Raw genomic sequence first — 13339 nt, forward strand, 5'->3', positions numbered from 1 at the left:
CCAGCGAAGGCGGGCGGCCGTCGTCGTTAAGCTCCAAAGACAATTTTGCACTCTCTAGTCGAGAGTGCAAAGATATACTTTGTGAGCAATAGTGTAGTTATTGAGGGTGGCCGCCGGGAACGCAAACGGGCCGCTACCCGTGCCGCCATCACGTCCATTGCCCGAAAGCTGACCGCGGAACGCGGACTGAACGGCTACACCGTGGAAGAGGTCTGCGACCAGGCGGACATTTCCCGCCGCACGTTCTTCAACTACTTTCCCACCAAGGAAGACGCCATCCTTGGCCACGCAGATGACGAGATACCGGCCGATGTCATCGAGGAGTTTATTGCGGGCCGCCAGGCATCCAATTCCGGCGACATCTCCCCGACCCTCTTCCAGGACCTGATCGGACTTTCGTTAAAATTGTCCGAGAACATGGCCGCCTCTGAAGAGGAAACCCGCCAGCTGATCGGCGTCATCAAGAAGGAACCCCAGCTGATGCTGCGGATCATCGGCGCCACCGAGGAGCGCGAGAAGGAATTCGCGCGCGTCCTGGCCCGCCGTGAGGGCGTCGATCCCGACCATCCTGTGGTCCGGATGGCCGTTGTCCTGCTCGGAAACATCGCCCGCAAAAGCAGCATGGTCTATTTCTCCGACGGCAACACCCGCTCCTACCCGGAACTCTTCCTGGAAAACGTCTCCGCCGCGCGGCGGCTGTTTTCCCAACCCTTTGAAAACCCTGTACCCGCAAAAGGACAACCATGAGTATCGCCACCAAGCCACCAGCGGGTCCCCTGCTGCTGACCCAGAAACGCATCTGGATCATCTTCTCGGCGCTTATCGCCGGCATGTTGCTCTCCAGCCTCGACCAGACCATCGTCTCCACCGCCATGCCCACCATCGTGGGCAAGCTGGGCGGCGTGGAACACCAGGCCTGGATCACCACGGCCTACCTGCTGGCCACCACCATCGTGATGCCCATATACGGCAAGTTCGGTGACGTCCTCGGTCGGCGCAACCTGTTCCTGATCGCCATCGCCCTGTTCACGCTGGCCTCGGTGGGCTGTGCCCTGGCTACCGATTTCTGGGGCTTCGTGATCTTCCGGGCCATCCAGGGCCTCGGCGGCGGCGGGCTGATGATCCTGTCCCAGGCCATCATCGCGGACATCGTCCCGGCCAAGGACCGCGGCAAGTACATGGGTCCGCTCGGCGCAATCTTCGGCCTGTCCGCAGTGGCAGGGCCCCTGCTCGGCGGCTTTTTTGTGGACCACCTGACCTGGGAATGGGCTTTCTACATCAACATCCCCATCGGCATCGCCGCCTTCGCCATCGCCTGGTTCACGCTGACACTGCCCAACAAGAAGGCCGAAAAGCGGATCGACATCCTGGGCGTTGTGCTGCTGTCCGCCGCCACCACGTGCCTTATCTTCTTCACCGACTTCGGCGGCAAGAAAGACGAAGGCTGGGACTCCCCCCTCACCTGGGCCTTTGGTGCCGGCATGGTCCTGTCCGCGGCCGCGTTTGTGATGGTGGAGCGCCGCGCCGAGGATCCCATCATTCCGCTCAGCCTGTTCCGCAACCGGATCTTCGTCAACGCCACCGCTATCGGCTTCACCCTGGGCCTGGGCATGTTCTCCGCCATCGCCTTCGTTCCCACGTTCCTGCAGATGTCCTCCGGCACCTCCGCGGCCGAGTCCGGCCTGCTGATGCTGCCCATGATGGCTGGCCTGATGGGCACGTCCATCTACTCAGGCATCCGGATATCCAAGACCGGCATGTACAAGATGTACCCCATCCTGGGAGCGGCCCTCACCATGGCCGCCATGCTCTGGATGACCACCCTCGCCGCCAGCACCCCCATCTGGGTCATCTGCCTGCAGCTGTTCATCTTCGGGGCAGGCCTCGGCCTGATTATGCAGGTGGTGGTTCTTGTGGTGCAGAACGCCGTCCCCGCAGACCAGATCGGCACGGCCACCAGCACCAACAACTACTTCCGGGAGGTTGGTGCGGCCATGGGCGTCGCAATCTTTGGTGCGATCTTCACCAACAGGCTCTCTGAGTCCCTGACCACCGCCTTCACTGGCGCGGGCGCCTCTGCGGACCAGGCAGCGCAGTCCACCAGCACCCTGGACCCGCAGGCCCTGAGCCAACTCCCGGAGCAGTTGCGCGACGCCATTGTCAACGCCTACGCCGAGTCCCTCGCCCCGGTGTTCTGGTACCTCATCCCGTTCATTGCGGTGGCGCTGATCCTGGCCGTCACGCTGAAGCAGATCACGTTGTCGGACACCGCCGGCATGGTGGCGCGCGGCGAAGCCGTGGGCGGCGAGGAGGCCGAGCGCCTCGCCGCCGGGCTGCCCGGCTCAGCGGTGGAGACGGGGACACCGGCGGAAGCCGCGGAGCAGCGGGACAGCGTCAAGGACAACGACGGCGAGCTGGCCTCCCAGCTCAACTGACCGCCGTCGTACTGCCTGCATGCCAACGCTGCCTGCTAAACCAGCAGGGGCGCCGCAATTTTGGGGGATGCGGCGCCCCTGTGCTGTTTCCCCGCGGAGTTGGCTTCGAGGCGCCGGTCAGGGTTCGAAGTGGGCGGCGTCGGCCGGTGCCAGGGCGCGGTGGATGCTGGTGAGGTGCCCGGGCATCAGCTCCGGGAGTTCATCCATGCCGAACCAGCCGACAGCCAGCGATTCGTCGTCGTTCACCCGGGCCGCCCCGGAGACGTAGCGGCAAAGGAACACCACGTCCAGGAACTCGCACACGTCGCCGTTGGGATACGTGAACGGACCCACTGCCCCCACAGAAACCACGCGCTCCGGTTCGGCCACTACTGCCGTTTCCTCATAGATCTCCCGCACCAGCCCACGCGCAGGCTGCTCCCCCGGCTCAAGCATCCCGCTGACCAGCGCCCACTGTTTGTTGTCGGCACGCTGGGCGAGCAGCACCCGCCCGGAATCATCAACCACCACGCCCCGGACGCCGGGGACCCAGAGCGGATCGTTGCCGATTTTCTTACGAAGTTTCAGGATGTAATCAGGCGCAGGCATTCCGCCAGCCTATCGAACTGCTTGGCCGGCTTGCCCTCAAATGACCGGGCTCCCGTCCGCCGGGGAAGGTCTGGTTCAGGCCGGAAGCAGCATCGCAGCCGCTGCACCGGCGAGCATAAACGGACCAAAGGGAATTGACGATTTCAGTGTCCCCCTGCGGGCGGCCAGGAGCGCGATGGACCAGAGGCCGCCCAGGAGGAAGGCCAGGAATGTGCCGGCGAACAGGTGTCCCCATCCCAGATAGCCGAGGTACATGCCCAGGACGCCAGCAAGTTTCACATCCCCGAATCCCATGCCCGGCGGGTAAGCAAACCGCAGTATGAAGTAAAAGAGCCAGAGGATAGCGGCTCCGGCCACTACGCGCAGCGCCGGCACAGCCATCAGCCCGGCGAGCGGACCATCAGGACCCCGGTCCGCGCCGGTACCGGCTCCGGCAAAGGCAGCAGCCGCGAGGAGCAGGCCACCGGCCACAGCGTAGGAGGGGAAGACGATCCGGTTGGGCAGGAGGTGATGCCGGACGTCGATCACCGTGAGCCGGACGGCCATCACCGCGAAGTAGGCGCAGGCCGCAAGCACCAGCCAGAAGGCCAGCGGGGTGTGCAGCCATAGTTCGCCCAGTCGTTGGATCACCCTCGGATGCTACTGGATTTCCGCTCGACGGCGCACCGCCCGCGCGTAAACTGTGGATATGGCGACGTGGGACTCCCGGCACCGGATGGATCCGGACAGGACTTCAACCGCCGCGGACCCGGCGATATTCCGAAACCTTTGCAGGTCCTCGCCCTGGAAATGGCAGTCCCTGCGCTTCGAGTATTGGGATGAGCCCTTCGCAGATGCGCCCGATCCTGGGGCGCCCCTGGTCCGGGCGTGGCTGCGCCGTCCGGGTGCTCTGCGTCTTGAAACCGCCGACGGACTTGTCCTGCACAGCACAACCGGGATCAACGATTCCAAGGACGGCTTGTATGTCAGCGCCACACGAAAGTCGTGGCTCCTGCCGCCGCATCTTGTGACCCCCGTGTACGACGACCATGGACTGGTCCGCCGGCGGCCTGAAGCTGCCTACGGCGAGCCCGGGTTCGGCAACGGACGGTTCGCCGCAGCCCTGGACCCGGTGGAACTGGCCGGAAACGCCCCCGTACCCCTCGAATTTCCCGGCAGCAACACCGTGGAAGTCCAGGCAGTCCGGCAGCACGAGCACGAGGGACGCCCCGTCCTCGAGGCAGTTGTGCTGCCCACGGCTGCCTACCACCCGGTCCACCCTGCAGCGCCGCTGTGCCTTCCCGGCAGATCCCGGATCCGGGTGGACCTCGGCACCGGCGTGTGCGTGGCGAGCCAGTCCCTGGATCCCGGGACGGAAGAGTACGGTCACTGGCTGCGCATCATCGCCGTGGACCAGTACATGCTGGATGACCTGTTCCTGGCCCAGTCGATGAGCCTCACTGATGTCCGGCAGCACATCCCCTGGGATGTCCCGGCCTGACTGTGACAAGACCCGGACTTACTCATCCGCTAGGCTTCGCGGATGACATCACTGAGCGACGTTTGGCCACTCTTCGGTCTTCGCCTGGCCACGCCCCGGCTGGAACTCCGCCTTATCCTGGATAAGGACATCCCCGCAGCTGTCGCCGCCGCACAAAGCGGAATCCATGAAGCGGGCAGGAGTCCATTCAGCACCCCGTGGACCGAGCTCCCAACAGTTGAACTGGGGCCCAACATGGCCCGCTGGTACTGGCGCTGCCGCGCGGAGTGCTCCCCCGAATCCTGGACACTGCTCCTGGGCATCTGGCACGAAGGCAGCTTCATCGGTTGCCAGGACGTCGGCGCCAAGGACTTCGCCACGCTCAAAACCGTCACCACTGGATCCTGGCTCAAGCAATCCATGCAGGGCCGCGGCCTGGGCAAGGAGATGCGCGCCGCCGTCGCACTCTACGCATTCGACTGGCTGGGCGCAGAAGTAGCCGAGTCCGAAGCCGCCAGCTGGAACGAAGCCTCCCTCGGCGTCTCCCGCTCCCTCGGCTACGAATTGAACGGCATCACCAGGAATGCCTGGGGCACCAAAGTCGAAGCAGTCCAGCACGTCCGCCTCACCCCCGAAACCTTCAAACGCCCCGACTGGACTCTCGAGGTCGAAGGCCACGACGGGGCGGCGAAGTTCCTGAAGGTGACCTAACCACAAGTCGGGTTACGGTCCTTCTCGTAGGAGCGCATCGCGGCGCATCGGGGTCCGGAGGTCGCTCAGCGACCGCAGGAGCCCCTATGCGACGTGCCTAAGCGACGGAGAAGGGCCGTGGCCCGGCGAACCCGACCACGGCCCCAGGTTAGGTGCCTTAGCCTTCGAGGAGTTCTGTCACCAATGCTGCTATCGGGGAACGCTCTGAGCGGGTCAGGGTGATGTGGCCGAAGAGCGGGTGTCCTTTCAGGGTTTCGACGACGGCGGCGATTCCGTCGTGGCGTCCGACGCGGAGGTTGTCGCGCTGGGCGACGTCGTGGGTCAGGACGATCTTCGAGTTCTGGCCGATGCGGCTCATAACGGTCAGCAGGACGTTCTTCTCGAGTGACTGGGCCTCGTCTACGATGACGAAGGCATCGTGGAGGGAGCGTCCGCGGATGTGGGTGAGGGGCATAACCTCGAGCATGCCGCGGTCCATGACCTCCTCCACCACTTCCTGGCTGACCAGTGCCCCGAGGGTGTCGAAGACTGCCTGCGCCCAGGGGTTCATCTTCTCGGACTCGGACCCGGGCAGGTAGCCCAGTTCCTGTCCGCCCACCGCGTAAAGGGGCCGGAAAACGATCACCTTGCGGTGCTCGCGTCGCTCCAGTACCGCTTCCAGGCCCGCGCACAAGGCCAGTGCCGACTTGCCGGTGCCTGCCCGGCCGCCGATGGAGACGATGCCGACGGCGGGATCCATGAGCATGTCGATGGCGAGCCGCTGCTCCGCAGACCGTCCGTGCAGGCCGAAGACGTCACGGTCGCCCTTCACCAGACGGACCTGTTTGTCAGCCCCGACCCGGCCGAGTGCGGAGCCGCGGTTGGACAGCAGGACCAGGCCTGTGTTGACCGGCATTTCCGCTGCCGCCGGAACGAACACGGGTTCATGTCCGTACAGGGTGGCAACCTCCTGCTCACTGGCTTCCACCTCGGCCACGCCTGTCCAGCCGGAGTCCTTCACCAGTTCGTTGCGGTACTCATCCGCGGTGAGTCCCATGGCTGAAGCCTTGACCCGCATGGGCAGGTCCTTGGACACCACGGTGACGTCCCGGCCCTCGTTGGCGAGGTTCTTCGCGACCGCGAGGATGCGGCTGTCGTTGTCGCCGCTGCGGAATCCCAGCGGCAGCACCTCGGCCGAGATGTGGTTCAGTTCCACCATGAGGCTGCCGCCGTCGTCGCCGATAGGGATCGGCTTGCTCAGGCCGCCGTGTTTGACCCGAAGATCATCGAGGAGCCGGAGCGCCTTCCGGGCGAAGTAGCCAAGTTCGGGGTCGTGCCGCTTGGCCTCAAGCTCGGTGATGACCACCACCGGCACGATCACCTCATGTTCCGCGAAGCGCAGCAGCGCACGCGGGTCGGACAGCAGGACGGAGGTGTCGATCACGAACGTGTGGATGGTGGCTTCCCTTCCGGAGACAGCAAAACCGGCCGCAGCATCTTCTGCTGTGCCGGTCTCTGAGGTAGCTCGCATGGCGCGAGAGGTAGCTTTCTGTCCCTGGTCGAAAAGGACCGCGGGCAGTTGTTCAGAAGTAGCCACATCGACTCCAGCCCCGGGCGGATGCCCGGAATTGTTAGTGGTGAGGCGGCTCGGCCACGAGGCCGGGTCCGGCCTCCCATACAACCGGTGCGATGTCTCGCTCCATGTACTGGCCTCCCCGATCAGCCGGCGGTTTTGCCTGCTGATGGTTATAACGTAAATCCATCGGAAGTAATTTCCGCAACCATTACGCGGCGATTCCTGTTGCAGCCATGTGAACTGTTGGTGAACCTGGAATGTCAGGAACCGAAGCGCCGCTGCCGGCCTGCGTAATCGCGGAGGGCGCGCAGGAAATCCACTTTCCGGAAGGCTGGCCACAGGGCCTCACAGAAGTAGAACTCGCTGTAGGCGCTCTGCCACATCAGGAACCCGGAGAGCCGTTGTTCACCGGAGGTGCGGATTACCAGGTCCGGATCCGGCTGGCCCCGCGTGTAGAGGAACCGCGAGATGTCGTCCACGCAGAGGTCGTCCGCGAGCCTGCCGATGTCCGTGCCCTTTGCGACGGCGTCGTGCAGGAGTTCGCGCACGGCGTCAACGATCTCCCGGCGTCCGCCGTACCCCACGGCCACATTGACATGGATCTTTTCGCGTACCGGCGTGCGTGCCGTGAGCTTATTCAGCCGCTCCGCCAGATAGTCCGGCAGCAGCTCCGGAGCACCCATGGCATGCACCGATATGTTGGCGTCCTCGTCCAGCCGGTCCAATGTGTTGGCAATAATGCCCATAAGGAGGTCGAGTTCTTCACTGGACCTGTTCATGTTGTCCGTGGACAGCATGTACAGCGTGACCACCTTGACTCCGAGTTCCTGGCACCAGCCGAGGAACTCATGGATTTTGTCCGCCCCCGCCTGGTGGCCCTGGCTGGTGGGCGCGTTGAACTGTTTGGCCCAACGCCGGTTGCCGTCCACCATCACGCCGATATGCCGGGGGATGCGGTCGCGCGCAAGATCCTTGAGCAGCCGGCGCTCGTAAAAGCCGTAGAGGAACCCGGGCAACTCCACGCGGTCTCTCACCTGACTTCCTTGCTGTACGTTCGGCTTTGCACATCCTAGGCTACAGTCCGCCGGCGACGCGGGCGGTCTTTCCCTCCCCGGGCGGGGCCCAGGTTCATGGTTACTGAGCGGTAACTTACCGTGCCGTAAGTTATTCTGGAGCCATGAACAGCGACACCCCGGAGGTTCCCCGGACGCCGCAGCCCCAGGACAATCCAGGCGCGGAAGCCGGCGCGGAAACGAACGCCAACACAACCGCCATGGACGAGGCAGCCCAGCGCCTGGCCGGGCTCCTGATGATCAAACCCAAGTGGCGCGGCTGGATCCACACAGTCACGGCGCCGCTGGCACTCGCGGCGGGAATTGTCCTCGTGCTGCTTGCCCCGACGACCGACCGCAAGATTACGTCGGCCATCTACGCCGCCACTGGGGTGCTGCTGTTCGGTGTCAGTGCTGTGTACCATCGGGGCAACTGGTCACCGCCCGTGAAGATGGTGCTCAAGCGGCTGGACCATACAAATATCATGCTGGTTATCGCCGGTAGCTACACCCCGCTGGCCTGGACCCTGCTGGAACGGCCCCAGGCCGTCCTGTTGCTGTGGGTCATTTGGTCCGGCGCCATCCTGGGCGTGCTGTTCCGGCTGCTCTGGACCGAGGCGCCCCGCTGGCTCTACGTTCCGATCTACATCGCCCTGGGCTGCGGCGCACTCTTCTACCTGCCGCAGTTCTTCCAGGCCAGCGTTCCCGCCGCCGTCCTCATCTGCGTGGGCGGTGCGCTCTACATAACCGGGGCCGTGTTTTACGCCCTGAAAAAGCCCAACTTCAGCTACCACCACTTTGGCTTCCACGAACTCTTCCACGCCTTGACCGTGGTGGCCTTCGCTGCGCACTTCACAGCCATAGCCCTGGCGGTGCTGAGCTAGGTGTACCGCCCAGGCAGGTTGGTTAATCGCCTGCCTGCCGTGCGGCACCAAGGTGCGGGGCCGTGGCCAGGGGACAGAGAGTGGAACCCTAATGGCTCTAGTGCCGGCGGCTTCCCGGATCGACGTCCGCTCCGCCGTCGGAAGGTCCCTGGTAGGAATCACCAGACACTGGACCGGCGGCAGGGCCTGCCGCTCCCGAGCCAGCCGGTGCCGAGCCTGCCTCCGCGGCTTCCGCCGCCTCGATGTCGGCGGCAGAAGCTGCGGCCATGCGCTCTTCCTCCACCTGGGCGCGGTAGCGGACCCGCCGGATCCGGCGCACCATGTCCACAATCAGCAGGGCGGTGGCCACCACAAAAAATGCCGTCATGATGAATCCCAACAGGCCCGGTGTTACCTGGTCCTCGGAGATCCCCTCCCGCAGGGAAGGTGTGGGCAGGGGGGACGGGGTGGTAGCTAGGCTGAGGAGCAGACGATGCACGTTGAATACCTTCTATGGAACGGGTGTCAGCAGGCAGCAGATCAGGCGGCCCGGTTCCGGGCACCTCTTCTACGCGGCATAGAAATTGCCTGCCGTTTCTATCTTAGCCCCGCGAACAGGTCCTTCTCCGGGAGCTCTGAGGGCACCCTGGACTGGATCAAGGAGTAATCTTCCCAAGGCCAGGCCCGGCGCTGCATTTCCGGGGACACGGCAAAGAAGAACCCCAGCGGATCCACCTGCGTGCGGTGTGCCCGCAAGGCGTCGTCGCGAACCTCAAAGAAGTCTCCGCAGTCCACCTGCGTAGTGGTGGGGTGGGGCGCCGGCGGCGGTGTGTGGCCTTCGGCGTCGGACTCCAGCCACGCAGCGAGCCGCTCGGCGTACGGGGACTGGAGTCCCGCTTCCTCCAATGCGAAATGCAGGGCACGGAACCGCTCCGGGCTGAAGGCCCGGTCATAGTACAGCTTGCCCGGTTCCCAGGGTTCACCCGCATCCGGATAACGCGCCGGATCACCGGCAGCGTCGAAGGCCTCAACAGCAACCCGGTGGGCCATGATGTGGTCCGGGTGAGGATAGCCGCCATTTTCGTCGTAGCTAAGGATGACATGCGGCTTGAAGGAGCGGACCAGCCGGACCAACGGGCCTGCCGCGTGGTGAAGCGGCAGGGTGGCGAAGGACCCGGCCGGCAGCGGCGGAAGCGGGTCCCCTTCCGGCAGGCCCGAGTCCACAAAACCCAGCCACCGCTGCTTGATGCCCAGAATCCGGGCTGCCCGTTCCATCTCCAGGCGGCGGGCACCGGCCATGTCACGTTTGGGGTGGGGTTCGCCTTCCACTGCCGGGTTCTGGATGTCCCCCCGGGAGCCGTCCGTGCAGGTGGCCACCATAACGTCCACCCCGGACGCTGCGTACATGGCCATCGTGGCGGCACCCTTGCTGGACTCGTCGTCGGGGTGGGCGTGGACGGCGAGCAGCCGGAGCGGTGCGTGGGAGTTGCTGGACGCTGTCATGAAAGGACGGCTCCTTATTCTTTCTTGCGGCTTGATGGCTGCTGAACGGTTCGCTTTACGGGGCGGGCGCTTCAAGGCCTGCTGCGCCGCCGGCCGGGAAAGCTCCGACGGAAGGGGCACTAAACTGGTTTGGTGACTTCCCCGGAACAGTCGGCCGATTCCGAGCCCTCGACCACTAGCCTAGCCAATCGTTATGGCGCTAAAAAGCGCCGGCTCTCCCCAGCCGCCAAGCGCACCATCGCAGGCGCCGCCCTGGCCGCAGGCATCGGTTTTATGGCGTGGGTTTCCACGTCGAATTCCCTGAACGACGTGAGCTTCAAGGACATCGGCTATGTCACCACAGACGCCACACTGGCGGAGGTGGACTTCCAGGTGACCAGGGAACCCGGAACCTCCGTGCAATGTGCTGTCAAGGCCTTGGATTCAAAGTTCGCCGTGGTGGGGTGGAAAGTTGTGGACATTCCTCCGTCGGAGGCAAATGGAACAGCCGACGGCGGGCGTTCCGTTTCGCAGCGGGTCCCGGTCAGGACCGAGTCACTGTCGGTGTCCGGGGTGGTGGACAGCTGCTGGATTCCCGGCGACTCCGGCCGGTAGGTGTGATGCGCGCCGCTTCCTTGTTGGGTTAAATCCACAGGATTGACTACAATGGAGCCATACCTTTACCCCGCTGAGCTGGTTGCTGTTCCACAAGTGGCCACCGTGGCGGGGTCTTTTGCATGTAGGACCATTAGAGGAGAAGTCCGTGTCTACCACCAACAGCGCAGCTGCAGCCTGGCTTACCCAGGAAGCTTTTGACCGCCTGAAGGCAGAGCTGGACCACCTTTCCGGCGCTGGCCGGGCAGAGATCGTCCAGAAGATTGAAGCAGCCCGGCAAGAGGGTGACCTCAAGGAAAACGGCGGATACCACGCGGCCAAGGAGGAGCAGGGCAAGATCGAGGCCCGCATCCGCCAACTGACTGCCTTGCTTCGTGACGCCCACGTGGGCGAGTCCCCGGCAGATGACGGAATCGTTGAGCCCGGCATGATCGTCGTCGCCAGGATCGCCGGCGACGAAGAGACCTTCCTGCTCGGTTCCCGCGAGATCGCAGGCGACTCCGATCTCGACGTCTTCAGCGAGAAGTCACCGCTGGGTGCGGCCATTCTTGGCCACAAGGAAGGCGATGCCTTGAGCTACACGGCACCCAACGGCAAGGACATCAAAGTAGAGATCCTTTCAGCCAAGCCGTACGCCGCATAGTCGTAAGCCTTAAAAAGACGCTGGCCGCCCGGAAGGGGCGGCCAGCGTTTTGTTTTTAAGGAACCGAATTCAGGACCTCGAGCCTGCGGCTGGGCGCGGCCTCAAAAGCAGCGCTGCCACCACCCCACCGGCCGCGCCGCCGAGGTGCGCCTGCCAGGAGACAAACCCGGCCACGAGGGGCAGGATGCCCAGCAGGATGCTGCCGTAGCCCATAAACAGGACAACCGCCAGCAGGATCTGCCGCCAGCTGTGGTTGAAGAAGCCCCGGACCAGCAGGAACGCGAACAACCCGAAGACCAGCCCGGAAGCTCCCACCGTGATGCCGCCGTTCCCGATCAACCAGACTGTCAGCCCGGAACCGAGCCAGCTGAAGGCCAGTGCCGTCAGGAACACCCGCAGTCCGGACAAAAAGACCAGGAAACCGAAAATTATCAGCGGCAGGCTGTTGGACAGCAAGTGGTTCAGGTTGGCATGCAGGAGCGGGAACGTGAGGATATCCAGCAGCCCGTCGGCGCTCCTGGGCCTCAGTCCGAACGTCCGGTTCAGGGAGCGCAGCATCAGCGCGTTGAACAGTTCGATGGCGAACAGCAGCGCCACAAAGCCGCCCAGCACCAGCAATCCGCCCTTTGCCCTGGCAGCAATGGTCCGCCGCTCCCCCAGTCCCCCGCTGCCCATCAGTCCGGCCATTGTCCCTCCTAGTGCACCACGATGGGCTGGAAACCCTCCGCACGGAGCGCGCTGAGGACCTGCTCGCCGTGCTGGTGGCCCTTGGTTTCCAGGTTGACGGTAATGGAGACGTCGCCCATGCTGATTGACCCACCCACCCGCGTGTGGTCCAGGCCGGTAACGTTGGCGTCATTCTCGGCGATGATCCGGGCGATGGTCGCAAGCGAACCCGGACGGTCATCCAGCATCATGCGGACCGTCATGTAGCGCCCCGCGGCGGAGAGGCCACGCTGGATGACTTTCAGCATCAGCATCGGGTCGATGTTGCCGCCTGAGAGGACCACGGCCGTGGTTCCCGGATTCTCGATCTTCCCGTCCATGAGGGCGGCCACGCCCACAGCGCCGGCGGGCTCCACCACCATCTTTGCCCGCTCCAGCAGGAAAATCAGCGCCCGCGCCAGGGAGTCTTCGCTGACGGTGACGACGTCGTCCACCAACTCGCGGATGATGCTGAACGGAAGCTGCCCCGGGCGGCCGACGGCGATGCCGTCGGCCATGGTGGATACCTTTTTCAACGGCACGAGTGCGTCAGCAGCAAGGGAGGGCGGATATGCCGCGGCGTTCTCCGCCTGCACGCCGATAATGCGGATCTCCCGGCCCAGTTCCTTGGCCCGGGCTTTGATGGCGACGGCTACACCCGCCAGGAGCCCGCCGCCCCCTACGCCCATGAGGACGGTGTCAACGTTGGGCACTTGTTCCAGGATTTCGAGCCCCAGCGTGCCCTGCCCTGCCACGACGTCCACGTTGTCGAACGGGTGAACAAAGACTGTTCCGGTTTCGTTGCTGTACCGCTGCGCCTCGGCGAGGGCCTCGTCGACATTGTGCCCGTGCAGGATGACTTCTGCCCCGTGGCCGCGGGTCGCCGCAAGCTTGGGCAGGGCCACCCCCAACGGCATGTAGATCCGTGCTTTGATGCCCAGGCTCTTGGCGGCTACGGCAACACCTTGGGCGTGGTTGCCTGCGGACGCGGCCACCACGCCCCGCTTCTTTTCTTCCGGGGACAGCCGCGCCATCCGCACGTACGCGCCCCGAACCTTGAATGATCCCGCCCGCTGGAGGTTTTCACACTTGAGATAGACGTCGCCGCCGACGAGCGCGCCCAGGGCCCGGGATGACTCCACGGGAGTCCGCGCAATAATCCCGTCGAGCAGCTTCTGCGCCGCCAGGACATCGTCCAGCGTGACGGGAAGGGTTTCAAGGATGTTCACGG

The 13339-nt window shown here is 64.4% G+C and carries 15 protein-coding genes; 7 read left to right on the forward strand and 8 right to left on the reverse strand.

Features of this window, described 5'->3' with window-relative positions; translation table 11 throughout:
- Positions 1 to 81: 81 nt before the first annotated feature.
- Both CXQ88_RS04575 and CXQ88_RS04580 read left to right on the forward strand, forming a co-directional pair.
- Positions 82 to 747 carry a TetR family transcriptional regulator gene (locus CXQ88_RS04575; RefSeq protein ID WP_104042978.1) on the forward strand — a complete coding sequence of 222 codons (666 nt, stop codon included), beginning with the start codon at positions 82 to 84 and terminating at the stop codon, positions 745 to 747.
- Complete coding sequence (locus CXQ88_RS04580) at positions 744 to 2435, forward strand: MDR family MFS transporter (RefSeq protein WP_104042979.1); 1692 nt, start codon at positions 744 to 746, stop codon at positions 2433 to 2435. Before CXQ88_RS04575 ends, CXQ88_RS04580 begins: the two co-directional genes overlap by 4 nt.
- 117 nt (positions 2436 to 2552) lie before the next feature.
- Here the strand turns inward: CXQ88_RS04580 and CXQ88_RS04585 are convergent, their stop codons facing one another.
- Positions 2553 to 3023: an NUDIX hydrolase gene (locus CXQ88_RS04585; protein ID WP_104042980.1), complete on the reverse strand. Its 471-nt coding sequence runs from the start codon at positions 3021 to 3023 to the stop codon at positions 2553 to 2555.
- 75 nt (positions 3024 to 3098) lie between these two features.
- On the reverse strand, positions 3099 to 3653 hold the full coding sequence (locus CXQ88_RS04590) for a prepilin peptidase (RefSeq protein ID WP_104042981.1): 555 nt from the start codon (positions 3651 to 3653) through the stop codon (positions 3099 to 3101).
- Between the two features lie 58 nt (positions 3654 to 3711).
- Here CXQ88_RS04590 and CXQ88_RS04595 point away from each other — a divergent pair, with 58 nt between their 5' ends.
- Both CXQ88_RS04595 and CXQ88_RS04600 read left to right on the forward strand, forming a co-directional pair.
- Positions 3712 to 4503: a hypothetical protein gene (locus CXQ88_RS04595; protein ID WP_181037411.1), complete on the forward strand. Its 792-nt coding sequence runs from the start codon at positions 3712 to 3714 to the stop codon at positions 4501 to 4503.
- 42 nt (positions 4504 to 4545) lie between these two features.
- Positions 4546 to 5193, forward strand: coding sequence for a GNAT family N-acetyltransferase (locus CXQ88_RS04600; RefSeq protein ID WP_104042983.1), 648 nt, complete (start codon positions 4546 to 4548; stop codon positions 5191 to 5193).
- 157 nt (positions 5194 to 5350) lie between these two features.
- Here CXQ88_RS04600 and CXQ88_RS04605 read toward each other — a convergent pair whose 3' ends face one another.
- On the reverse strand, positions 5351 to 6769 hold the full coding sequence (locus CXQ88_RS04605; RefSeq protein ID WP_104042984.1) for a PhoH family protein: 1419 nt from the start codon (positions 6767 to 6769) through the stop codon (positions 5351 to 5353).
- Positions 6770 to 7008: 239 nt separating this feature from the next.
- Entirely contained in the window at positions 7009 to 7770 is a 762-nt protein-coding gene (locus CXQ88_RS04610) for an isoprenyl transferase (protein ID WP_104042985.1), read from the reverse strand.
- A gap of 251 nt (positions 7771 to 8021) precedes the next feature.
- Here CXQ88_RS04610 and trhA point away from each other — a divergent pair, with 251 nt between their 5' ends.
- Positions 8022 to 8684, forward strand: a complete 663-nt coding sequence (gene trhA, locus CXQ88_RS04615; protein WP_181037423.1) for a PAQR family membrane homeostasis protein TrhA — start codon at positions 8022 to 8024, stop codon at positions 8682 to 8684.
- A gap of 97 nt (positions 8685 to 8781) precedes the next feature.
- Here the strand turns inward: trhA and CXQ88_RS04620 are convergent, their stop codons facing one another.
- Complete coding sequence (locus CXQ88_RS04620; protein ID WP_104042986.1) at positions 8782 to 9162, reverse strand: hypothetical protein; 381 nt, start codon at positions 9160 to 9162, stop codon at positions 8782 to 8784.
- Between the two features lie 98 nt (positions 9163 to 9260).
- Positions 9261 to 10166 carry a mycothiol conjugate amidase Mca gene (gene mca / locus CXQ88_RS04625; RefSeq protein ID WP_104042987.1) on the reverse strand — a complete coding sequence of 302 codons (906 nt, stop codon included), beginning with the start codon at positions 10164 to 10166 and terminating at the stop codon, positions 9261 to 9263.
- A 132-nt stretch (positions 10167 to 10298) separates the two neighbouring features.
- On the opposite strand from mca, the gene CXQ88_RS04630 reads away from it, so the two are divergent.
- Positions 10299 to 10760, forward strand: a complete 462-nt coding sequence (locus CXQ88_RS04630) for a DUF4307 domain-containing protein (protein WP_104043067.1) — start codon at positions 10299 to 10301, stop codon at positions 10758 to 10760.
- Between the two features lie 148 nt (positions 10761 to 10908).
- The gene (greA, locus tag CXQ88_RS04635; RefSeq protein ID WP_104042988.1) at positions 10909 to 11403 is read left to right on the forward strand and encodes a transcription elongation factor GreA; all 495 of its coding nucleotides are present in this window, start codon (positions 10909 to 10911) and stop codon (positions 11401 to 11403) included.
- A gap of 69 nt (positions 11404 to 11472) precedes the next feature.
- Here the strand turns inward: greA and CXQ88_RS04640 are convergent, their stop codons facing one another.
- Both CXQ88_RS04640 and ilvA read right to left on the reverse strand, forming a co-directional pair.
- Positions 11473 to 12090 (reverse strand): rhomboid family intramembrane serine protease, encoded by a 618-nt coding sequence (locus tag CXQ88_RS04640; RefSeq protein ID WP_104042989.1) that lies wholly within the window; start codon positions 12088 to 12090, stop codon positions 11473 to 11475.
- A gap of 8 nt (positions 12091 to 12098) precedes the next feature.
- Positions 12099 to 13337 (reverse strand): threonine ammonia-lyase, encoded by a 1239-nt coding sequence (gene ilvA / locus CXQ88_RS04645; protein ID WP_104042990.1) that lies wholly within the window; start codon positions 13335 to 13337, stop codon positions 12099 to 12101.
- Positions 13338 to 13339: the final 2 nt, after the last annotated feature.

This window comes from Arthrobacter sp. ZGTC412 (genome assembly GCF_002929215.1).
In the GTDB taxonomy this organism is placed as follows: Bacteria; Actinomycetota; Actinomycetes; order Actinomycetales; family Micrococcaceae; genus Arthrobacter.